Origin of the sequence: Streptomyces sp. TBY4 (assembly GCF_024213195.1) — a bacterium.
GTDB lineage: Bacteria > Actinomycetota > Actinomycetes > Streptomycetales > Streptomycetaceae > Streptomyces.
The window spans coordinates 367,030-388,036 of the sequence record NZ_JANAVF010000006.1 but is presented as its reverse complement, the minus strand read 5'-3'; the positions used below and the strand labels follow the sequence as shown (position 1 = coordinate 388,036).

The window sequence follows — 21,007 nt, the reverse complement described above, 5'->3', positions numbered from 1 at the left end:
CACGCCCCGAAGCCCCGCACTCCAAGACGAGTACGGGACCTCGGGGACCTTGTGCCCGGTCACTCACGGTGAGCGCGGTCGGGGTCTCTGATCAGTGGTTCAGCGAGCGCAGCGCCTTACCGACGAGTACGGCGCGGTCGGCCGCGGCTGGCACGTGCTCCAGGCCGAAGCCGAGGAGCACGGTGTCACGCGTAGTGACGGAGGCGTAGGACTTGAACAGCTCGCCCGACCGGGACCAATCGCCCGGAACATCAGGGCTTCCGGCAGGTGCGCCCTGGGCGGTCCAGACACCGAGCGAGGACTCGAAGCCCTCGACCGCCTGGTCCGCGCCGCGGACCGATACGCGGGCCTCGTCCGCGAAGACCCCGCGACCGCCCGAGCCCGGGTCGGTGATGTAGGCGAGGGAGACCTCGACGGTCTTGCCCGCGTACATGCTCAGGTCGAAGGAGACCTGCTTCCAGCCGCCGGAGGAGGCCGTGAAGGAGTTCCACTGGCCGCTGGTGCCTGCGGGAGTGCAGCCGCCCGCGTCGAGGGTGAGGTACTGGCGCAGGAACGGGTGGCCGTTGATGAAGAACCCGGCCCCGCACTCCTCCGGAACGGTGGTGGAGGTCAGGCCGCTCGCCTCGGGCAGCGTGGTCCAGTCGTTGCCGCCCGCGGTACGGGCCTCCAGGACCGCGTGGTCGTAGCCCTCCTCGGTGTTCCAGTTGAGCGCCATCTTGAGCTTCGGCTGGTCGGCCGCGGTGACCCCGGTGAGGTCGATGGTGCGGGTGAGGCGCTTCCAGTCGTCGTCCGCGTGCGTGGCCGAGGCCATGGACGCGCCGGCGTACGGGGCATACGGGTTCACGACTCCGGCGTACTGGCCCGACTGCGCGCTCTTGAACTGCGGGAACTGCGCCACGGGCAGGGTGTCGGAGGTGACCGTGTAGGAGCCCGGGCGGTCGAGCGGGTTGCCCGCGGCGTCGCCGAGCGCGCCACCGGCCCCGGTCAGGGAGCCCGCGCCGGTGAAGCCGGTGGGGCCGGTGACCCCGGCGCGGCCATAGGCACCGAGGAAGTACTGGCTGAAGTCGTTGGTCACGGCGCGGCCGACCTGGGCGTTGCCGCCCGCCAGCTCGCCGGCCTCAATCAGCTTGCCGCCCTCGTTGAGGTAGTCGCGCACCGCCAGCTGGGTGTCGCCGCCCGGGGACTTGGCCCCGGTGTAGTGGACGGCCGTACGGAAGTGGGAGAGGACTCCGAGGTGGTGCGGGGCGCCCTGGACGGCCACGTCCCAGACCGCCGCGCTCTTGCCGTTGGCCTTCAGGGCGTCCACGTAGGCCTGCGCGTGCTGCGCCGGGGCGCCCTCCTCGGCGACCACCAGCACGTCGGCGCGCGGCCGTGCGGCCACCGTGTAGGTGAAGTGCTCGCTGGAGACCTTCTTGCCGCGGTCGCGGCCGGTGAACCAGACCTCGACCTTGTCGCCGGGCTTCGCGCCCTCGACCTCGGCCCGGTACTCGTCGAACCAGTGGTTGTCCCCGCCGCCGTAGACCTCGCCGCCCTTCCAGGCCTTGAGGTCCTCGTCGTGGGTGCGGCCGCCGTTGATCCGGTAGTTGAGCTCCTTGTCCTTCAGCGCCTTGCGGGCCGTGACGGCGACCTTCTGGTCCTGGCCGCGGGCCGCGTAGGAGGTGGTGAAGGGGTCCAGGGTGAAGTCCGCGGCGGTCAGGCCCACGGAGGACTTCGGCTGGTCCGGGCGTTCGGCGCTCTCGGCCACGGAGAGCGCGAAGGGGATGTTCTTGGCGAACTCGGCCTGGATGAGCTTCTCGTCGTCCGGGAAGTTGAAGCCGGAGGCGCAGTCCTCGGGCTTCCACTGGTCGGCCGGGTCGATCGCGGAGGCCGTCTGGCAGGTGGTCATCTCCGGCGTGAACATCATGATGCCGTTGACGTTGGACGCGTGGCTGTCCGCTTCGCCGTTGGTGGTGTAGAGCTCGGAGGAGACCTGGGGGTAGTAGCCCGGGACGGCCGGGTTGTCCGGGGTGCCGGCGAGCGCCTTGTAGGCGATGTCGTCGGGGGTGGGGGTGGCCACCTGCCAGCCCACGCCGTACAGGATCAGCTCGGCGGCGGAGTGGTAGTTGATGGCGTAGTCGAAGCCGATGCGCTTCTGGAACCCGTCCAGGGCGGCGGTCTCGGGCTCGGAGCCGGGCTTGGCGCCGCGGTAGGTCTCGCTCGACTCGTTGGGCGAGGAGCCCTCGTTGTCGTAGCCCCACTTGTAGGTGAAGTTGCGGTTGAGGTCGACGCCGTCGCCCGCGGTGATCTTCCCGTCGGCGTTGTTGTCGCGCAGGTTCTTGCGCCACAGCCGCTGGCCGTCGGGGGCGAAGGTGTAGTCGTAGCCGTCGGGGTTGGCGGACAGCAGGAACCACAGCTCGGTGGAGTCCACCAGCTTGGTGATCCGGGCGTCCTTGCCGTAGTTGTCGAGGGTGTGGTGCATCAGCCGCCGGGTCATCTCGGGGGTGATCCACTCGCGGGCGTGCTGGTTCGACATGAACAGCGTGGAGGGCTTGCCGCCGTCCCTGGACCTCTTGGCGTCCTTGGTGACCTTCAGGGCGAGGATGTCCTTGCCCTGGACGGTCTTGCCGATGGAGACGACCTTGGTCAGCCCCGGGTTCTCCTGGGCGGTGCGCAGGATCTCCTCCTGGAGCCCGCCCTTGCCGCTGTACGGGCGGAAGACCCCGTCGCCGGCCGCCAGCGAGCGCGCCGCGGCCTTGGCCGGGACCTTGCGCTCGGCGAGCTTGACGCCCTGGGCCGCCAGCTCCTTGGCCTGGCCGCCGGTGAGGAAGAGCTCGACCTTGGCGGTCCCGGTCTCCGGGGCGCGCTCGGAGAGCTCGTGCGCGTCCTGGCCGGCCGCCAGGACCAGCGGGACCTGCTCCTTGGTGATGTCGGCGTCGTAGACCCGTACCTCGTCGGCCGCGGACCGGCCCCCCTCACCGGGCTGGGGCTGGGCCGCCGCGGGTAGGGCGGCCAGTGTGGTGCCGAAGACGAATGCGCTTGCGGCGAGGATCGATCTCGCGCGGTGCCTCATGTGCCCCCCTGGGCGTCGTCTGCCACGAAAGCTCCCGTCTGCCACGAAAGCTTCGGACGACAGGCTCACGACCAGCCCATGCTCATGTCAATGGGGCCTACCGAAAAGGGGCCCGCACGAGTGATCGTGCGGGCCCCTTGTGCCGTAATTGCTCAGCCGGCCATGTTGTCGGCCAGCTCCTCGCTGTCGCTGAGGTCGAGGTTCGACTCGGTGCCCGGGATCCCGAGGTCCTGGGCCCGCTTGTCGGCCATCGCCAGCAGGCGGCGGATCCGGCCCGCGACCGCGTCCTTGGTCAGCGGCGGGTCGGCGAGCGCGCCCAGCTCCTCCAGGGAGGCCTGCTTGTGCTCCATGCGCAGCCGGCCGGCGGCGGCGAGGTGCTCGGGGACCTCCTCGGCGAGGATCTCCAGGGCCCGCTGGACCCGCGCTCCGGCGGCCACCGCGGCCCGCGCCGAGCGGCGCAGGTTGGCGTCGTCGAAGTTGGCGAGGCGGTTGGCGGTGGCGCGGACCTCGCGCCGCATCCGCCGCTCCTCCCAGGCCAGCACCGAGTCGTGCGCGCCGAGCCGGGTCAGCAGGGCGCCGATGGCGTCCCCGTCCCGTACGACGACCCGGTCCACGCCGCGGACCTCGCGGGCCTTCGCGGCGATGGAGAGCCGGCGGGCGGCACCCACCAGCGCCAGGGCCGCCTCCGGACCGGGGCAGGTGACCTCCAGGGAGGAGGACCGGCCCGGCTCGGTCAGCGAGCCGTGGGCCAGGAAGGCCCCGCGCCAGGCCGCCTCGGCATCGCAGGTGGCCCCGGAGACCACCTGCGGGGGAAGACCCCGGATCGGACGGCCGCGGCCGTCCACGAGGCCGGTCTGGCGGGCGAGCTGGTCGCCGCCGGCGACCACGCGGACCACGTACCGGTTGCCCCGGCGCAGGCCGCCCGGAGCCATGATCACCAGATCCGAGGAGTGCCCGAAGATCTCCAGGATGTCCTTGCGCAGGCGGCGGGCCGCGATCCCCGCGTCCAGTTCCGCCTCGATGACGATCCGGCCGCTCACCAGGTGCAACCCGCCCGCGAACCGAAGGATCGCCGAGACCTCCGCCTTCCTGCAGCAGGTGCGGGTGACAGGCAGGCGGGCGATCTCATCCTTCACCGCGGGCGTCATCGCCATGGGCCGATCCTTCCATGCATCCGAAAAATACGGTCGTACGCGGCGGCCAGCAGCTCCGGATCATGCTTCGGAGAGCCGTCCTGCCGGGCAACCGGCGCCAGCTCGACCGCGGCACCGAACCGTTTTGCGGCATCGGCGAGGGACTCGCGATCGGGCACGGCAGCCTGATCGGCCAGCACCACGTCCAGGGCGAGTTTAGGGGCGTGTCGGGCCAAAACCTCCAAATGACGCTGCGGAGAGAAGCCCTCTGTTTCGCCGGGTTGTGGCGCGAGGTTCAGCGAGAGCACCCTCCGGGCCTTCGTCTCGATCAGCGCGTCGAGCAGTTCGGGCACCAGCAGGTGCGGAATCACCGAGGAGAACCAGGACCCCGGACCGAGCACGACCCAGTCCGCGTCGAGGACCGCCGCGACCGCTTCCGGCACCGCCGGCGGGTCGCTCGGCACCACCTGAACGGAGAGCACCTCGCCGGGGGTCAGGGCCACGGTGGCCTGCCCCCGTACGGTGTCCACGTCGTCCGGGCGGGCCGGATCGTGCCCCTTGACCAGGGCCTGGAGCTCCAGCGGGACGGCCGACATCGGCAGCACCCGGCCCTGGGCGCCGAGCAGCTTGCCGACGAGGTCCAGGGCCTGGACGGGGTCGCCGAGCTGTTCCCACAGGGCGACGATCAGTAGATTGCCGACGGCGTGCTCGTGCAGGTCGCCCTGGGACTGGAACCGGTGCTGGATCACCCGCGACCAGGTCTGGCCCCAGTCGTCGTCCCCGCACAGCGCGGCCAGCGCCTTGCGCAGGTCCCCGGGCGGCAGGACGCCGAGCTCCTCGCGCAGCCTGCCGCTGGAGCCGCCGTCGTCGGCGACGGTGACGACGGCGGTCAGCTCGCCCGTGATCCGGCGCAGGGCGGTCAGCGAGGCCGACAGGCCCATGCCGCCGCCCAGCGCCACGACCTTGGGGGCCGCCACCTCGGAGGCCTCGCCGCGGCGCAGGCCCGTACGGCCCGCGCCGCCCTCGCCCTTGCCGGTGGTGAGCCGGCGCAGGCGGCGGAGCCGCATGGTACGTCCGGTCACTCGCGCCCCATGTCCCTGTGGACGACGACGGTCTCGACTCCTTCGGAGGCGAGGCGGGCGGCGAGCTTCTCCGACATGGCGACGCTGCGGTGCTTGCCGCCGGTACAGCCGACCGCGATGGTCACGTACCGCTTGCCCTCGCGGCGGTAGCCGGTGGCGATGAGCTGGAGCAGCTCGGTGTAGCGGTCGAGGAACTCCTTGGCGCCGGGCTGGCTGAAGACGTAGCCCGACACCTCCTCGTTCAGGCCGGTGAAGGGCCGCAGCTCCGGGACCCAGTGCGGGTTGGGGATGAAGCGGCAGTCGACGACGAGGTCGGCGTCGACGGGGAGCCCGTACTTGTAGCCGAAGGACATGACGGTGGCCCGCAGCTCGGGCTCCTCGTCGCCCGCGAACTGGGCGTCCATCTTGGCGCGCAGCTCGTGCACGTTCAGGCTGGAGGTGTCGATGACGAGGTCGGCGTCGCCGCGCAGCTCGCGCAGCAGGTCGCGCTCGGCCGCGATGCCGTCGACGATGCGGCCGTCGCCCTGGAGCGGGTGCGGGCGGCGGACCGACTCGAAGCGGCGGACGAGCGCGTCGTCCGAGGACTCCAGGAAGACGATCCGCCGGGTGACCCCGCGGGCCTCCAGGTCGGCGAGGGATTCGCGCAGCGCGTCGAAGAACTGGCGGCCCCGGACGTCGACGACGACGGCGATGCGCGCCACGTTGCCCTGCGAGCGGGCGCCGAGTTCCACCATGGTGGTGATCAGCGCGGGCGGGAGGTTGTCGACGACGAACCAGCCGAGGTCCTCCAGGCACTTGGCCGCCGTACTGCGGCCGGCCCCGGACATGCCGGAGATGATCACCAGCTCGGGGATGGCCGCCTCGGCGGTCTCTCCGGGCTCCACTGTCGTGCCCGTACTCACCTGTGCTCCGTCTCGGTCGTACTCGGATGCGATGGCGTGCCCGGGATCCTGCTCGGATCCTCGGTCGTGCCGGGTTTCGCGCTCGGTCATTGCTCGGTCCCCCGATCGGATGCTGCTCCCGCGGACGCGGGGGTCTCATCCTCAATGATCTCCCCGGTCGCCGTATTGACGGCGGGACCGGCGGGAACCGCCTGGGCGAGGGCCGCGGCCACGGTCTCGGCCGTCTTGCGGCCTATGCCCGGGACCTCGCAGATCTGGTCGATTGTCGCCTGTCTCAGCTTTTTCACCGAACCGAAGTGCTTGATCAGGGCCAGCCTGCGGGTTTCGCCCAGTCCGGGGACCTCGTCGAGGGGGCCGGCCTTCAGTCGCTTGCCGCGCTTGTTGCGCTGGTACTGGATGGCGAAGCGGTGGGCTTCGTCACGGACCCGCTGGAGCAGGTACAGGCCCTCGCTGCTGCGGGGCAGCACCACCGGGTCGTCCTCCCCGGGCAGCCAGACCTCCTCCAGCCGCTTGGCGAGGCCGCACACGGCGACGTCGTCGATCCCCAGCTCCTCCAGGGCCCGCTTGGCGGCGGCCACCTGGGGCTGCCCGCCGTCGACCACGACGAGCTGCGGTGGGTACGCGAAGCGCTTGGGGCGCCCGTCGTCCTCGGCGGCGTCCGGTCCGGTTCCCCCGCCGAGGGCGTCCTCGGCATCCTCGGGCGACCACTCCCCCGTCTTCAGCTTCTCCTGGAGATAGCGGCGGAAGCGCCGGGAGACCACCTCGTGCATGGAGCGGACGTCGTCCTGCCCCTCGAAGGACTTGATCTGGAAGCGGCGGTACTCGCTCTTGCGCGCCAGCCCGTCCTCGAAGACGACCATCGAGGCCACGACGTCGTCGCCCTGCAGGTGGGAGATGTCGAAGCACTCGATGCGCAGCGGCGCGCCGTCCAGCTCCAGCGCCTCGGCGATCTCCTCCAGGGCCCGCGACCGGGTGGTGAGGTCGGCGGCGCGCTTGGTCTTGTGCAGGGCGAGGGACTGCTGGGCGTTGCGGTGGACGGTCTCCATCAGCGCCTTCTTGTCCCCGCGCTGCGGGATGCGCAGGCTCACCTGCGAACCGCGCCGCTCGGCGAGCCACTGGCTCAGCGCCGGGGTGTCCTCGGGGAGCGCGGGGACCAGCACCTCCTTGGGGACGGCCTCGCCCTTCTCCTCCCCGTACAGCTGCTGGAGGGCGTGCTCGACCAGCCCGGCGGTGTCCACGGCCTCGACCTTGTCGGTGACCCAGCCGCGCTGGCCCCTGACCCGGCCGCCGCGGACGTGGAAGATCTGCACGGCCGCCTCGAGCTCGTCCTCGGCGACCGCGAACAGGTCGGCGTCGGTGGCGTCGGCGAGCACGACCGCGTTCTTCTCCATGGCCCGGCGCAGGGCCCCTATGTCGTCGCGCAGCCGGGCTGCCTTCTCGTACTCCATCTCCTCGGCTGCCTCGTGCATCTGCTGTTCGAGGCGGGTGAGGTAGGTGCCGGTGCGGCCGGCCATGAAGTCGCAGAAGTCCTCGGCGAGTTCGCGGTGCTCCTCGGGGGTGACCCGGCCGACGCAGGGCGCGGAGCACTTGCCGATGTAGCCGAGGAGGCAGGGGCGGCCGATCTGGGCGGACCGCTTGAACACCCCGGCGGAGCAGGTCCGGACGGGGAAGACCCGGAGCATCAGGTCGACGGTCTCGCGGATGGCCCAGGCGTGCCCGTACGGGCCGAAGTAGCGCACGCCCTTCTTCTTGGGCCCGCGCATGACCTGGACCCGCGGATAGTCCTCGTTCATGGTGACGGCGAGGGAGGGGTAGCTCTTGTCGTCCCGGTACTTGACGTTGAACCGGGGGTCGTACTCCTTGATCCAGGAGTACTCGAGCTGGAGCGCCTCGACCTCGGTGGAGACCACGGTCCACTCGACGGAGGCGGCCGTGGTCACCATGGTGGCGGTACGGGGGTGCAGCCCGGCGAGGTCCTGGAAGTAGTTGGCCAGCCGCTGGCGCAGGCTCTTGGCCTTCCCGACGTAGATCACCCGGCGGTGCTCGTCGCGGAATCTGTAGACCCCCGGGGAGTCGGGGACCTGTCCCGGCTCGGGGCGGTAGCTGGAAGGGTCGGCCATGCCAGCCACCCTACTGTCGCCCGCCGACAAGCGGGCCCCGGCCCCGCGGGGTCCGGCCGCCCGGCAGGCGGCCGGACGGCCGGACCCCTCGGGTGGCTACGCCCGCACCACCCGCTGCCGCCGGGCGCGCCGCACGGCCAGCGCGCCGGCCGCGCCCAGTGCCAGAGCCACGGCTCCGGCGGTCATCGGGAGTCCGGCGAGGGCGTCCGCGGAGGACGCGGCCGATGCGGTGGCGTCCGTGGCCTTGGCCTCCGTGGGGGCGAAGCCACCGGCCTTCCCGGACTTGCCGTAGGCGGATCCCGGCAGCTTGTCCCCGTAGGCCTTCACGACCCGCGTCCGGTAGGCGGCCAGGCTCGTGCCCTGCGCGCCGACGGCCGTCACGGCGTCCTCGTCCAGGGGCAGCACCCGCTCGCCGCCGGCCACGTACCAGGCGTCGATCTGGGGCTCGCGGAACACGGTGCCGCCGGGGAGCTTCTCCGCGCCGAGCCGTGCGTAGCGGAACTCGTCGTCGCCGGTGGCGATGTTCACCACCTGCCAGCCCGCTTCGGTCCTCGCGGTCCACAGGGCGGCCTGCTGTCCGTCGGAGGAGACGGCCCTGCTGGCGAGGAACTCCAGCCGGGCCACACCCGCGCCGGGCTTCCCGGCGACGAACTCCGGTGAGAGGTAGTGCACGGGAACCGCCCCGCCCTCGATGCGGGGCTGCGCCGCGGCGAGCGTGACCTTGCCCTCGCGGGCGAAGAAGCGGGACAGGGTGGCGAGGGTGTCGGGGGCCGCCGCCGTCCGTGCGGCGTCGGCGAGGTTCTCGGCGGTGGCGGCCGGGGGCTGCGGAACGGGTGCCGCGGAGGCCTGGGCGGGGGCCAGGGCCAGGACGGCGGTCGCGGCGACGGCCGCGGCGGCGAGACGGGGATTCAGGGCGGGCCGGCCCTTCACGAGACGGCCGTTCATGAGGCCGGAAGCCATGAGGCGGGAAGCCATGAGGTCACGCCCCGATCCGGTAGAGCGAGTGGGTCCAGGAGAAGGTGCTGTTGTCCACGTACCAGGCGTGCGAGGCCCAGTTGTAGCGGTCGCTGGAGGGCCACGGGTCTCCCCAGTACACCCAGCTGTTCGCGGTGTCGTAGCCGTAGATCACGTGCATGTGGCCACCGCCGTTGGACCACTGGATGCGGGTCTCGATCGGGCGGTTGGCGTTGATCTCGGTCTGGACCGTGGAGTACTGGAGCCAGCCGTTCACGTAGGAACCGGCGTTGATGCCGGCCCAGCGCAGGCCGGTCTGCACGTTGCCCAGGGTGGCCTGGTTGTTGGGGCAGTCGTAGCCCTGCTGGCGGTTGAAGGCCGCGTTGCAGAACTGGTTCTGGCTGTAGTTGCGGCCGAACCAGGTGGCGATGGTGTTGCCACCGGCGGCCCAGCACCAGTTGGTCTTCTGCTGGGCCTGCATGGTGATGTTCAGCCGCTTGGAGGCCAGGGCCGCGGCGGTCGTGGTGGTGCCCGTGCCGGCGGCATCGGCGGCGGTGGCGGCAGCGGTGGGCAGGACGAGGAGCAGGGCGGCGGTGAAGGCGGCCAGGGTGAGCCGCCGGTTTCGGTTGCGCATCGCGTTCCTCCCGAGGTGGGGAGTGGGGGTGGAGGAGCGCGTCCGGACGCTGTGGAGGAGCATCGGGGTGTTGTCGGGAACAGGTCAACACGCTTCAATACGGCGTGACATCGCGGTGTGAACGGTGGGGCCAGAGTGTGAACGTCCGCCGTCACCCGACCTGGACCCACCGCCGCCACGGGCGCCACCCGCCGGACCGCCCGCATCGCTTCGCGTGAACGTTCACAGGAGGAGCCGCCATGCGGTCGAGCGCGAACGACACGCTCCCGGACGGCCCCCCGCCGTACAGCGCCGGCGAGCTGCCGCGGCTGCTCCGCGACGGCCCCTTCCACCTCGCGCTCCGCGCCGCCCTCGCCGCCCGCGGCCTGCCCCTGCACCGGGTGCAGCACCGGCTCGCCGCCCGCGGCATCAAGCTCGGCGTGACGAGCCTCAGCTACTGGCAGCAGGGGGCCCGGCGGCCGGCCCGCCCCGAGTCCCTGAAGGCCGTACGGGCCCTGGAGCAGATCCTGGAACTGCCCGAGGGCGCCCTGCTGCGGCTCCTGGCCGCGCCGGATCCCGCCGCCTCCGCGACGGCCCGGCCGCCGGCCCGCTCGTACCGGGCGCTGTTCAGCGTGGGCGCGGCCGTCGAGACGCTGCTGGCCGGCATGGAACTGCCCGCCGACGGCGGCCTGCACACCGTCGGCCACCACGAGCGGGTGTGGATCGGAGCCGCCGGGGAGCTGCTCGGCCGCGAATCGCAGCACGTCGTACGGGCCCACCGGGACGGGGTCGACCGGTACATCGCGGTCCACCACGGCGACCCGGGCTGTGACCCGGAGCGGATCCGGGTCCGGGCCGACGAGAACTGCCGGACCGGGCGGATCCGGCGCCACCCCGAAGCGGAGCTGGTCGTCGCCGAGCTGCTCTTCGACGCCCGGCTGCGCGCCGGGGACACCTACGTCTTCGGCTACGGCTTCGAGGACGGCACCGCCGGCCGCAGCTCCGAGTACGTGCGCGGCTTCAGCTACGCGGGCGGGCAGTACGTGCTGCAGGTCCGCTTCGACGAGGCGGCGCTGCCGGTGCGCTGCCGCCGCTTCACCCGCAGCGGGCCGGACGCCCCGCGCGGGCGGCTCGCGGACCTGGTCCCGAGCGGGCCGCACCGGGCCGTGCACCTGGTGGAGCAGGGGGTGCGGCGCGGGATCCTGGGCATCGGGTGGGACTGGGAGTGACCCCGGGCCGGGCCGGGGCCGGGGCGCCGGTCAGCCCGCGATGAGCTTGCCGCCCTCGACCTTCACCGGGACCTCCGGCAGCGGGTCGGTGGCCGGGCCGCGCACGGCCTTGCCCGTGGTCACGTCGAAGCGGCTGCCGTGGCAGGGGCAGTTGCCCTCCCCTTCGACGATCTTGTCCAGGACACAGCCGGAGTGCGTGCACTGGGCGCTGAACGCCTTGTACTGGCCCGCCTCCGCGCAGCTGACCACGAGCTTCTTCTCCCGGAACAGCTTCGCGCCGCCGACCGGCACCTCGGCCGCCGCCCCCAGCTCCACGGGCTCGGCGGGCACCGCGGGGCTGCCGTTGCCGCTGTTGGTCTCGGTGGAGCAGGCCGTGAGCGCCGCTCCGGCGCCGACGGCCCCGGCGAGCGCGGCCGCGCCCTTGAGCACGGTACGGCGGGCGGCGGACTGCGACGCGGACATGCGGTTCTCCAAGTGATGCCGGGGGTACGCCGGCGGTGCCGGGTCCACCCGACGATACCGAAGGCCGATGGGGTACCTTCCCCCGCGTGATCGTCGTCGGTGGAGAAGCCCTGATCGACCTGGTGCCCGTCGCGGAGCCGCCGGGCGCCCTGCTGCCGCGGCCGGGCGGCGGACCGTACAACACCGCGCTCGCGCTGGGCCGGCTCGGGGCACCGGTCGCCTTCTGCTCCCGGATCTCGACGGACGGCTTCGGCGCCTCGCTGCTCGGCGGGCTGGAGGCGGCCGGGGTGGACCTCTCCCTGGTCCAGCGCGGCCCGGAGCCGACGACGCTGGCGGTCCCCTCGCTGGCCCCGGACGGCTCGGCGGCGTACGGGTTCTACGTGGAGGGCACGGCCGACCGGCTGTTCCGGCTGCCGCCCGCGCTCCCCGAGGGGGTACGGGCCCTCGCGCTCGGCACCTGTTCGCTGGTGCTGGAGCCGGGGGCCGGCGCCTACGAGGCCCTGCTGATCCGGGAGTCCGGGCGCGGGCTGCTGACCCTGCTCGACCCCAACATCCGTCCGGCGCTGATCGCCGACCCGGCGGCCTACCGGGCCCGCTTCCTGTCCTGGCTGCCGTACGTCGGCGTGCTGAAGCTGTCGGAGGAGGACGCGGCGTGGCTGGGCGGCCGCCCCGCCGACTGGCTGGCTGCGGGCCCCTCCGCGGTGGTGCTCACCCGGGGGGCCGGCGGCCTGACGGTGTGGACGCGGGAGGGCGCGGAGCACTCGGTGCCCGCGCGCCGGGTCGCGGTGGTGGACACCATCGGCGCGGGCGACACCGTGAACGCGGCCCTGCTGCACCGGCTCGCGGGGAGCCCGGGCCCGGTGAACTGGCCCGAGGTGCTGTCCTACGCCGCCGCGGCGGCGGCGCTGACCTGCACCCGGGCGGGCGCGGAGCCTCCGTACGCCGCCGAGCTCAGCGCAGGGCTGCCCACGCCGTAGCGGCGGCCGCGGGCCCGCCGTGTCATGGGCGTGACGCGGCGAACCGTCCGGGCCCCCGCCCGGCGTCACACCGGGGCGGGGGCTCCTGCTGTCCTACGCCTTGCGGGCCCGCGCGGTCTTCTTCGCGGCAGCGGGGGCCGCCGCCTTCTTCGCCGCGGCCGGGGCCGCCGCCTTCTTCCGCGGCGCAGCCTTCTTCTTCGCGGGCCCGGCGGCCGGTTCGGAGGCCGCGTCGGAGATGCGGTCCGCCCCCAGGATGTCCCGCAGGAACTTGCCCGTGTGGCTCGCGCCCACCGAGGCGACCTGCTCCGGCGTGCCCTCGGCGACCACGAGGCCGCCTCCGTACCCGCCCTCGGGGCCCATGTCCACGACCCAGTCCGCGGTCTTGATGACATCGAGGTTGTGCTCGATGACGATCACCGTGTTGCCCTTGTCGACCAGCCCCGACAGCACCTTGATCAGCTTCGAGATGTCCTCGAAGTGCAGACCCGTCGTCGGCTCGTCCAGGACGTACACCGTCCGCCCCGTCGACCGCTTCTGGAGCTCCGAGGCCAGCTTCACGCGCTGCGCCTCGCCGCCCGACAGGGTCGGCGCCGACTGGCCGAGCCGCACGTACCCGAGCCCCACCTCGTTCAGCGTCTTCAGGTGCCGCGCGATCGTCGGGACCGCCTCGAAGAACTCCGAGGCCTCCTCGATCGGCATGTTCAGGACCTCGGCGATGGACTTGCCCTTGTAGTGGACCTCCAGCGTCTCCCGGTTGTACCGGTCGCCGTGGCAGACCTCGCACGGGACGTAGACGTCCGGCAGGAAGTTCATCTCGATCTTGATCGTGCCGTCGCCGGAGCAGTTCTCGCACCGGCCGCCCTTCACGTTGAAGGAGAAGCGGCCCGGCAGGTAGCCGCGCACCTTCGCCTCCATCGTCTCCGCGAAGAGCTTGCGGACGTGGTCGAAGACACCGGTGTACGTGGCCGGGTTGGACCGGGGGGTCCGGCCGATCGGCGACTGGTCCACATGCACGACCTTGTCGACGAGGTCGTCGCCGTCCACCCGCGTGTGCCGGCCCGGAACCGAACGCGCGCCGTTGAGCTCGCGGGCGAGGTGCGTGTACAGGATGTCGTTGACCAGGGTCGACTTGCCCGAGCCCGATACGCCCGTCACCGCCGTGAGCACGCCCAGCGGGAAGGACACGTCGATGTCCCGCAGGTTGTTCTCCTTGGCGCCGTGGACCGTGAGCTTGCGCGACGGGGCCACGGGACGGCGTACGTCCGGGAGCGGGATGGACCGCTTGCCGGACAGGTACTGGCCGGTGATCGACTCCGGGTTCTTCAGCAGCTCCTTCAGCGAGCCGCTGTGCACGACCTTGCCGCCGTGCTCGCCGGCGCCGGGGCCGATGTCCACGACCCAGTCGGCCACCTTGATGGTGTCCTCGTCGTGCTCGACGACGATGAGCGTGTTGCCCATGTCCCGCAGCCGTACGAGGGTTTCGATCAGGCGGTGGTTGTCCCGCTGGTGCAGGCCGATGGAGGGCTCGTCCAGCACGTACAGCACGCCCACCAGGCCGGATCCGATCTGGGTGGCGAGGCGGATGCGCTGGGCCTCGCCGCCCGAGAGGGTGCCGGCGGCGCGGTTGAGGGAGAGGTAGTCGAGGCCCACGTCGACGAGGAAGCGGAGCCGCTCGTTGACCTCCTTGAGGACCCGCTCGGCGATCTTCTTGTCGCGGGCGTCGAGCCTGAGGCGCCCGAGGAAGTCCGCGCACTCGCTGATCGACATCGCCGCGACCTGGGCGATGGACCGGTCCATCACCGTCACCGCGAGCACGATCGGCTTGAGCCGGGTGCCCTCGCAGGTGGGGCACGGCACCTCGCGCATGTAGCCCTCGAAGCGCTCGCGGCTGGCGTCGCTCTCGGACTCGGAGTGGCGGCGCTTGACGAAGGGCACCGCGCCCTCGAAGGCCGTGGTGTAGGCCCGCTCGCGCCCGTACCGGTTGCGGTAGCGGACCTCGATCTGGGTCTTGTGGCCGTACAGCAGGGCCTTCTTCGCCCGCAGCGGCAGTCCGGCCCACGGAATGTCCGTGCGGAAGCCGAGCTCCCCTGCGAGGGCGCCGATCAGCCGCTGGAAGTAGTCCTTGGTGTGGCCGAGCGCCCACGGCGAGACCGCGCCCTCGTCCAGGGACTTGTCCTCGTCCGGGACGATCAGCTCCGGGTCCACCTCCATGCGCGTACCGATGCCGGTGCACTCGGGGCAGGCGCCGAAGGGCGAGTTGAAGGAGAAGGAGCGCGGCTCCAGCTCCTCGAAGGACAGGTCGTCGTACGGGCAGTAGAGGTGCTCGGAGTACATCCGCTCACGCTCGGGGTCGTCCTCCGCGAGGTCGACGAAGTCCAGGATCACCATGCCGCCCGAGAGCCCGAGGGCGGTCTCCACGGAGTCCGTCAGCCGGCGCTTGGCGCTGTCCTTGACGGTGAGGCGGTCGATGACCACCTCGATGGTGTGCTTCTCCTGCTTCTTCAGCGCGGGCGGTTCGGAGAGCTGGATCGTCTCCCCGTCCACCCGGGCCCGGCTGTACCCCTTGGTCTGGAGGTCGGCGAAGAGGTCCACGAACTCGCCCTTGCGCTCGCGCACCAGCGGCGAGAGCACCTGGAAGCGGCTGCCCTCGGGCAGCGCGAGCACCTTGTCGACGATCGCCTGCGGCGACTGCCGCGAGATCGGCCGGCGGCACTCGGGGCAGTGGGGCTTGCCGATGCGCGCGAAGAGCAGGCGGAGGTAGTCGTAGACCTCGGTGATGGTGCCGACGGTGGAGCGGGGGTTGCGCGAGGTGGACTTCTGGTCGATGGAGACGGCCGGGGAGAGGCCCTCGATGAAGTCGACGTCGGGCTTGTCCATCTGCCCGAGGAACTGGCGGGCGTAGGAGGAGAGCGACTCGACGTAGCGGCGCTGGCCCTCGGCGAAGATCGTGTCGAAGGCCAGGGAGGACTTGCCCGAGCCGGAGAGTCCGGTGAAGACGATGAGCGAGTCGCGCGGCAGGTCAAGAGAGACGTTCTTGAGGTTGTGCTCGCGAGCGCCACGAACGATGAGACGGTCGGTCACGCCGGTCCGCACCTTTCTTGAGAGAGCGGGGGCACGGGCCCCCGTCCCAGGATATTGGGGGGCGCCTCTGCGATGGAGTGGGAGACTGAACCCCGAGCGTATAGCACGTGCATTCGATTTTCGGCACTACGCCGACCGCTTCACCCGATCGTGTGCGGCCGGCCCGGCGACCACTAGGCTCGCCCGCATGATTGACCATGCGCATGACCTGCGATCCGTCCGTGAGGCCACGGACCGGTTGCTGACCGCGGCCGCGAAGCTGGACAACGCCGCTCTGGCCGAAGAGTCACATCTCCCCGGCTGGACGCGCGGCCACATCCTGGCCCACCTCGCCCGCAACGCCGACGCCCTGGTGAACGTCTTCGAGGGCCGCCCCATGTACGAGAGCGGCGCCGCCCGCGAGGCGGACATCGAGCGCGACTTCGGCCGGCCCCTCCTGGAACAGCTGGAGGACGTCCGGAATTCCGCCGCCCGCTGGGAGGACGTGGCCGGGCGCCCGCAGGACTGGACCCGCGTCGTGGAGCTGCGCAACGGAGTCACCGACGTCGCCGCCCGCGTCCCCTTCCGGCGCCTGATCGAGGTCGAGCTGCACCACGTCGACCTGAACATCGGCTACGAGCTGGATGACCTCCCGGACGAGTTCGCCGAGCGCGAGATCGCCTTCCTCGCCGACCGCTGGTCGGGACGCCCGGACGTCCCGCCGGTCACCCTGTGGCTCGGGCACGACGGCACCGGCCTCACCTGGCACACCGGTGGCACGGAGGGCACGCCCGTCACCCTGGGCGGCACCCGCGACGAGCTGCTCGGCTGGCTCGCCGGGCGCGGGGACCAGGGCGCGCACCTCACGCTGATCGAAGGCGGCCACCTCCCCGAGCTGCCCCCGCTCTAGCCCGGACGAGACCCTTAGGATCGGAAACATGACGTACACCGGAGAGGTCAAAGTCGGCGGTCCGGCCGACGTGCACGAGCTCGCGGACCTGATGATTTCCAAGGTCGCGGTGGGCTCGATGAACAACAACGCCTACCTGCTGCGCTGCCGGGCCACCGATGAGCAGCTGCTCATCGACGCGGCCGCCGAGGCGGGCACCCTGCTGAGCCTGATCGGGGACGACGGCATCGCTTCCGTCGTCACCACCCACCGGCACGGCGACCACTGGGGCGCCCTGGCCGAGGTCGCCGCGGCGACCGGCGCACGGACGTACGCGGGCGCCCACGACGCCGAGGGCATCCCGGTCGCCACCGACGTGCTCGTCGGGGACGGGGACACGATCACGGTCGGCCGGGTCACGCTGACCGCCCGCCACCTGGTCGGCCACACCCCCGGCTCGATCGCGCTCGTCTACGACGACCCGCACGGCCACCCGCACGTGTTCACCGGCGACTGCCTCTTCCCCGGCGGCGTCGGCAACACCCAGGGCGACCCGAAGGCCTTCGCCCGGCTCATCGACGACGTGGAGCGCCAGCTCTTCGACCGGCTGCCCGACGAGACCTGGGTCTACCCCGGCCACGGCAACGACACCACGCTCGGCGCCGAGCGCCCCCACCTGGCGGAATGGCGCGAGCGCGGCTGGTAGCGGGCGGCGGAGGAGGGGTCGGCCCGTCAACCTCGCGCCGCACCGCACCTCCTTCCGGTCATTGATGACCGAACGCACGTCCTGAGGGCGCGGGGCAGGGTAATTGCTGCAGCATGCGACAGGACCCCTCCCCCGCTCCCCCGGCCGATCCGGCCTCCGTCCCGCCCCCTTCCCCCTCGATGCTCCGGCTCGCCTCGGCCTCCCTCGTCGGCACCGCCATCGAGTTCTACGACTTCTTCGTCTACGGGACCGCTGCCGCCCTGGTGCTCGGCCCGCTCTTCTTCCCCTCCTTCTCCCCGCTCGCCGGGACCCTCGCCGCCTTCGGCACCTTCGGCGTCGGCTTCCTCGCCCGCCCCCTGGGCTCCGCCGTCTTCGGCCACATCGGCGACCGGTACGGCCGCCGCCCGGTGCTGCTCGCCTCCCTGCTGCTCACCGGCCTGGCCACGGTGGCGGTGGGCTGCGTGCCCTCGTACGCCTCCATCGGGATGGCCGCGCCGGTCCTGCTGGTCCTGCTGCGCTTCCTCCAGGGCCTCGGCCTCGGCGGGGAGTGGGGCGGCGCGGTGCTGCTGACCTCGGAGCACGCCCCCGAAGGGCGGCGCGGACTGTGGTCGAGCTTCCCGCAGATGGGTCCGGCGGTCGGGTTCCTGCTGGCCAACGGCCTGATGCTGACCCTGTCGAGCACCCTGTCCGACGGGCAGTTCGCCGCCTGGGGCTGGCGGGTGCCGTTCTGGGTGGCGGGACTGCTGGCCCTGACCGGGCTGTGGCTGCGCCGCTCGGTGGAGGAGACCCCGCAGTTCCGCGCCCTGGCCGAGACCGGCCACCGGGCGACCGCCCCGCTGGCCGAGGTGCTACGGGGCCACTGGCGGCTGCTCCTGCTGACCGGCGGGGCCCTGGCCGTGGGGTACGCCGTCTTCTACGCCGTCACCACCTGGTCCCTCGCGTACGCCACCGAGCACCTCGGCGTGCACCGCTCCACGATGCTGGCCTGCATCATGGTGGCCGTCGCCCTCAAGGGGGCCGCCACCCCGGTGGTCGCGGTGCTCGGCGACCGGTACGGCCGGCGCCCGCTGTGCCTGGCGGGCTGCGCGGCGTCCGCGCTGTGGATGTTCCCCTTCGTGGCGCTGCTGCGCACCGCGGACCCGGTGCTGATGACGGCGGGCCTGTTCGGCGCCCTGCTCGGCATGGTGACGATGTTCGCGGTGGTGGGGGCGTACCTGCCCGAGTTGTACGCCCCGCGGATCCGCTGCACGGGCGCGGCCGTCGGCTACAACCTCGGCGGGGTGCTGGGCGGCGCCCTGACCCCGATCGTGGCCACGGCGCTGGCGGGTGAGTCCGGCCCGCCGTGGGCCGTCGCCGTGTACCTGACGGCGATCGCCCTGGTCTCGCTGGCCTGCTTCGCGCTGCTGCCGGAGACCAACCCGGTGGTCGTACGGCAGCGGACGGGCCCGGACGCGGACCGCGGGAACGATGGCGGGGACTCGGACGCCGGGAAGGGTCAGCCGGCCCTGGGCACGACCTCCTTGTGACCCGGATACACATGGTCCGGAGTCACGATGCCGGTGACGGCCGCCCCGAAGAGGGTGCTGGGCTCCTGGCCCTTGTACAGGTCGTCGGTGTTCAGAACGATGACCATGGTGGCCTGCTCCTCGGGCAGGTAGACGGTCAGCGTCTCGTACCCGGGCAGTGAGCCGTTGTGGCCGATCCAGCCCTGGACGTTGAAGATGCCGAGCCCGTAGCCGTCGCCGGGGATGATGCCGATCGGCTGTGTCTTCAGCCGCTCGGCCTGGGTCGCGGGGGTCAGCAGGGTGCCGGTGGCCAGGGTCTTGGCCCAGCTGCGCAGGTCCTCCAGTGTCGAGACCATCGCCCCGGCGGCCCAGGCCCAGGACGGGTTGAAGTCGGTCGCGTCCACGATCTTCCCGCCGGGCAGGTCATTGGTGTACCCGTGCGCGTGCGGCTCGGGGAACTCCGGGCCGACGGGGAAGAGGGTGCGACTGCTCAGCCCTGCGGGCTTCACCACGTCCTGCCCTATGACCTCCTGGATCGGCCTGCCGGTGATCTTCTCCACCACCAGGCCGAGCAGGATCAGGTTGGTGTTGGAGTACTCGAACTTCGCGCCCGGCTCGAAGTTCACCGGGTGCTTGAAGGAGATGTCGAGCAGCTGCTGCGGCGTGAAGACGGAGGTGCCGTTGAGCTCCTTGGAGAACCCCGGGTCCTCGCTGTAGTTGTAGAGCCCGCTGCGCATCCCCGCCAGTTCGCGCAGGGTGATGCGGTCCCCGTTCGGGACCCCGCTGATGTACTTGCCGATGGGGTCGTCCAGGGCGATCTTGCCCTGGTCGACGAGCTGGAGGAGGGCGGTGACCGTGAAGGTCTTGGTCTCGCTGCCGATGCGGACCCCGAGATCGGGCTTCATGGGCGCGCCGGTCGCCTTGTCGGCCACGCCGAAGGACTTCACGTAGCTGCCCTTGCCGGGGGCCCACAGGCCCACGGTCACGCCTGGCACCCCGGTCTGTTCCATGACCTGGCGCACGGCCTTGTCCAGTCGGGCCGCGACGGCCGGGGTCAGCTCCGGGAACTCCCCGTCCGGGGAGGGGACCGCCGACACGGACCGCGCCGGGGCCGTGGCCCCGTACGCGGTGCCCGCGGCGACCGGGGCCAGGAGTGCGCCCGCGGCCGAGACGGCCACACAGGCCCTGCGCATACGCATCCGGGTCGCCCTCATCGCAGGGCCTCCTTGTCGTACGACGGCCAAGCAGCATCCTCAGCCTAGGCCGGAGCCACCCCGGTCGCGCGGCGACCGGGGTGGCTCGGGGTGACACGGGGGGGGCGGCCCAGGATCAGGCGTCGATGCGCTCCGGGCCGGCCGCCGCCTCGGCGGCCTCGGCCTCGGACTGCTTCTTCGAGGCGATCAGGCTGGTGATCGTGGTGATCACCAGGACGCCGCAGATGACGCCGAGGGAGACCGGGATGGAGATCTGCGGGACGTGCAGGCCCGACTCGTGCAGGGCGTGCAGCACGAGCTTGACGCCGATGAAGCCGAGGATGACGGAGAGGCCGTAGCTGAGGTGGACCAGCTTCTTGAGCAGGCCGCCGATGAGGAAGTACAGCTGGCGCAGACCCATCAGGGCAAAGGCGTTGGCGGTGAAGACGATGTACGGGTCCTGGGTGAGGCCGAAGATCGCGGGGATCGAGTCCAGGGCGAACAGCACGTCGGTGGTGCCGATGGCGAGCATGACGACCATCAGCGGGGTCAGGACGCGCTTGCCGTTGTTCTGGATGAAGAGCTTGGTGCCGTGGTAGCGGTCGGCTACGCCGAACTTCTTCTCGATGGACTTGAGGAGGCGGTTCTCCTCGAACTCCTCGTCGTCCTCGTCCTTGCGGGCTTCCTGGATCAGCTTCCAGGCGGTGTAGATGAGGAAGGCGCCGAAGATGTAGAAGACCCACGAGAAGTTGGCGATGATCGCGGCGCCGGCGGCGATGAAGATCGCGCGCAGGACGAGGGCGATGAGCACGCCGATCAGCAGCACGCGCTGCTGGAGCTGCGAGGGGACCGCGAACTTCGCCATGATCAGGACGAAGACGAAGAGGTTGTCCACGCTCAGGGACTTCTCGGTGATGAAACCGGCGAAGAACTCCTGCGAGGCCTGGCCGTGCCCGAACACCATCAGGCCGAGTCCGAAGAGCACCGCGAGGACGATCCAGACGACCGTCCAGATGCCCGCTTCCTTCATGGAAACGTCGTGCGGCTTGCGGCCGATGAAGAAATCGGCGCCGATGAGGATGCAGAGACCGAGAATGGTCAGCACCCATAGGGTCAACGAAACGTCCACGTGA

16 protein-coding genes are annotated in these 21,007 nt (G+C 71.7%); 5 read left to right on the top strand and 11 right to left on the bottom strand.

Features of this window, described 5'->3' with window-relative positions:
- Positions 1–91 precede the first annotated feature (91 nt).
- The 7 genes from NLX94_RS17590 to NLX94_RS17560 form a co-directional block, all read right to left on the bottom strand.
- Positions 92–3,049 carry a M14 family metallopeptidase gene (locus NLX94_RS17590; RefSeq protein WP_254383796.1) on the bottom strand — a complete coding sequence of 986 codons (2,958 nt, stop codon included), beginning with the start codon at positions 3,047–3,049 and terminating at the stop codon, positions 92–94.
- Positions 3,050–3,201: 152 nt separating this feature from the next.
- Complete coding sequence (whiA, locus tag NLX94_RS17585; protein WP_112449750.1) at positions 3,202–4,203, bottom strand: DNA-binding protein WhiA; 1,002 nt, start codon at positions 4,201–4,203, stop codon at positions 3,202–3,204.
- Entirely contained in the window at positions 4,194–5,264 is a 1,071-nt protein-coding gene (gene yvcK, locus NLX94_RS17580; RefSeq protein WP_254383795.1) for a uridine diphosphate-N-acetylglucosamine-binding protein YvcK, read from the bottom strand. Before yvcK ends, whiA begins: the two co-directional genes overlap by 10 nt.
- Positions 5,261–6,256, bottom strand: coding sequence for an RNase adapter RapZ (gene rapZ / locus NLX94_RS17575; protein WP_254383794.1), 996 nt, complete (start codon positions 6,254–6,256; stop codon positions 5,261–5,263). Before rapZ ends, yvcK begins: the two co-directional genes overlap by 4 nt.
- Positions 6,253–8,286 carry an excinuclease ABC subunit UvrC gene (gene uvrC, locus NLX94_RS17570; protein ID WP_254383793.1) on the bottom strand — a complete coding sequence of 678 codons (2,034 nt, stop codon included), beginning with the start codon at positions 8,284–8,286 and terminating at the stop codon, positions 6,253–6,255. The genes rapZ and uvrC overlap by 4 nt, the downstream gene beginning before the upstream one ends.
- 96 nt (positions 8,287–8,382) lie before the next feature.
- Positions 8,383–9,231 carry a hypothetical protein gene (locus tag NLX94_RS17565; RefSeq protein WP_374683979.1) on the bottom strand — a complete coding sequence of 283 codons (849 nt, stop codon included), beginning with the start codon at positions 9,229–9,231 and terminating at the stop codon, positions 8,383–8,385.
- Between the two features lie 34 nt (positions 9,232–9,265).
- The gene (locus tag NLX94_RS17560) at positions 9,266–9,874 is read right to left on the bottom strand and encodes a papain-like cysteine protease family protein (protein ID WP_254383791.1); all 609 of its coding nucleotides are present in this window, start codon (positions 9,872–9,874) and stop codon (positions 9,266–9,268) included.
- 239 nt (positions 9,875–10,113) lie between these two features.
- On the opposite strand from NLX94_RS17560, the gene NLX94_RS17555 reads away from it, so the two are divergent.
- Complete coding sequence (locus NLX94_RS17555) at positions 10,114–11,082, top strand: hypothetical protein (protein ID WP_254383790.1); 969 nt, start codon at positions 10,114–10,116, stop codon at positions 11,080–11,082.
- A gap of 30 nt (positions 11,083–11,112) precedes the next feature.
- On the opposite strand, the gene NLX94_RS17550 is transcribed toward NLX94_RS17555, so the two are convergent.
- A complete protein-coding gene (locus tag NLX94_RS17550; RefSeq protein ID WP_254383789.1) occupies positions 11,113–11,544 on the bottom strand; it encodes a Rieske (2Fe-2S) protein in 432 nt (143 codons plus the stop codon).
- 86 nt (positions 11,545–11,630) lie between these two features.
- On the opposite strand from NLX94_RS17550, the gene NLX94_RS17545 reads away from it, so the two are divergent.
- Positions 11,631–12,521 (top strand): carbohydrate kinase, encoded by an 891-nt coding sequence (locus NLX94_RS17545; protein ID WP_254383787.1) that lies wholly within the window; start codon positions 11,631–11,633, stop codon positions 12,519–12,521.
- Positions 12,522–12,614: 93 nt separating this feature from the next.
- Here NLX94_RS17545 and uvrA read toward each other — a convergent pair whose 3' ends face one another.
- The gene (gene uvrA / locus NLX94_RS17540) at positions 12,615–15,602 is read right to left on the bottom strand and encodes an excinuclease ABC subunit UvrA (RefSeq protein ID WP_254383785.1); all 2,988 of its coding nucleotides are present in this window, start codon (positions 15,600–15,602) and stop codon (positions 12,615–12,617) included.
- A 187-nt stretch (positions 15,603–15,789) separates the two neighbouring features.
- Between uvrA and NLX94_RS17535 the strand changes: the two genes are divergently transcribed.
- The 3 genes from NLX94_RS17535 to NLX94_RS17525 all read left to right on the top strand — a co-directional run bounded on the left by NLX94_RS17535 (position 15,790) and on the right by NLX94_RS17525 (position 18,702).
- Entirely contained in the window at positions 15,790–16,491 is a 702-nt protein-coding gene (locus tag NLX94_RS17535; protein WP_254383783.1) for a maleylpyruvate isomerase family mycothiol-dependent enzyme, read from the top strand.
- Between the two features lie 28 nt (positions 16,492–16,519).
- Complete coding sequence (locus NLX94_RS17530) at positions 16,520–17,176, top strand: MBL fold metallo-hydrolase (RefSeq protein ID WP_254383781.1); 657 nt, start codon at positions 16,520–16,522, stop codon at positions 17,174–17,176.
- Positions 17,177–17,355: 179 nt separating this feature from the next.
- Entirely contained in the window at positions 17,356–18,702 is a 1,347-nt protein-coding gene (locus NLX94_RS17525; RefSeq protein ID WP_254383970.1) for an MFS transporter, read from the top strand.
- Here NLX94_RS17525 and NLX94_RS17520 read toward each other — a convergent pair.
- Both NLX94_RS17520 and NLX94_RS17515 read right to left on the bottom strand, forming a co-directional pair.
- Positions 18,672–19,895: a serine hydrolase gene (locus NLX94_RS17520; protein ID WP_254383779.1), complete on the bottom strand. Its 1,224-nt coding sequence runs from the start codon at positions 19,893–19,895 to the stop codon at positions 18,672–18,674. The two genes, NLX94_RS17525 and NLX94_RS17520, sit on opposite strands and share 31 nt — an antisense overlap.
- Positions 19,896–20,010: 115 nt before the next feature.
- Complete coding sequence (locus NLX94_RS17515) at positions 20,011–21,003, bottom strand: TerC family protein (protein ID WP_254383777.1); 993 nt, start codon at positions 21,001–21,003, stop codon at positions 20,011–20,013.
- Positions 21,004–21,007: the final 4 nt, after the last annotated feature.

Coding starts and splice junctions, on each gene's coding strand:
- NLX94_RS17560 (WP_254383791.1), bottom strand. CDS start 9,874: ATGCGCAACCGAAACCGGCGGCTCACCCTGGCCGCCTTCACCGCCGCC.
- NLX94_RS17565 (WP_374683979.1), bottom strand. CDS start 9,231: ATGAACGGCCGTCTCGTGAAGGGCCGGCCCGCCCTGAATCCCCGTCTC.
- NLX94_RS17535 (WP_254383783.1), top strand. CDS start 15,790: ATGATTGACCATGCGCATGACCTGCGATCCGTCCGTGAGGCCACGGAC.
- rapZ (WP_254383794.1), bottom strand. CDS start 6,256: ATGACCGAGCGCGAAACCCGGCACGACCGAGGATCCGAGCAGGATCCC.
- NLX94_RS17525 (WP_254383970.1), top strand. CDS start 17,356: ATGCTCCGGCTCGCCTCGGCCTCCCTCGTCGGCACCGCCATCGAGTTC.
- whiA (WP_112449750.1), bottom strand. CDS start 4,203: ATGGCGATGACGCCCGCGGTGAAGGATGAGATCGCCCGCCTGCCTGTC.
- NLX94_RS17590 (WP_254383796.1), bottom strand. CDS start 3,049: ATGAGGCACCGCGCGAGATCGATCCTCGCCGCAAGCGCATTCGTCTTC.
- NLX94_RS17555 (WP_254383790.1), top strand. CDS start 10,114: ATGCGGTCGAGCGCGAACGACACGCTCCCGGACGGCCCCCCGCCGTAC.
- NLX94_RS17530 (WP_254383781.1), top strand. CDS start 16,520: ATGACGTACACCGGAGAGGTCAAAGTCGGCGGTCCGGCCGACGTGCAC.
- uvrC (WP_254383793.1), bottom strand. CDS start 8,286: ATGGCCGACCCTTCCAGCTACCGCCCCGAGCCGGGACAGGTCCCCGAC.
- NLX94_RS17520 (WP_254383779.1), bottom strand. CDS start 19,895: ATGAGGGCGACCCGGATGCGTATGCGCAGGGCCTGTGTGGCCGTCTCG.
- NLX94_RS17550 (WP_254383789.1), bottom strand. CDS start 11,544: ATGTCCGCGTCGCAGTCCGCCGCCCGCCGTACCGTGCTCAAGGGCGCG.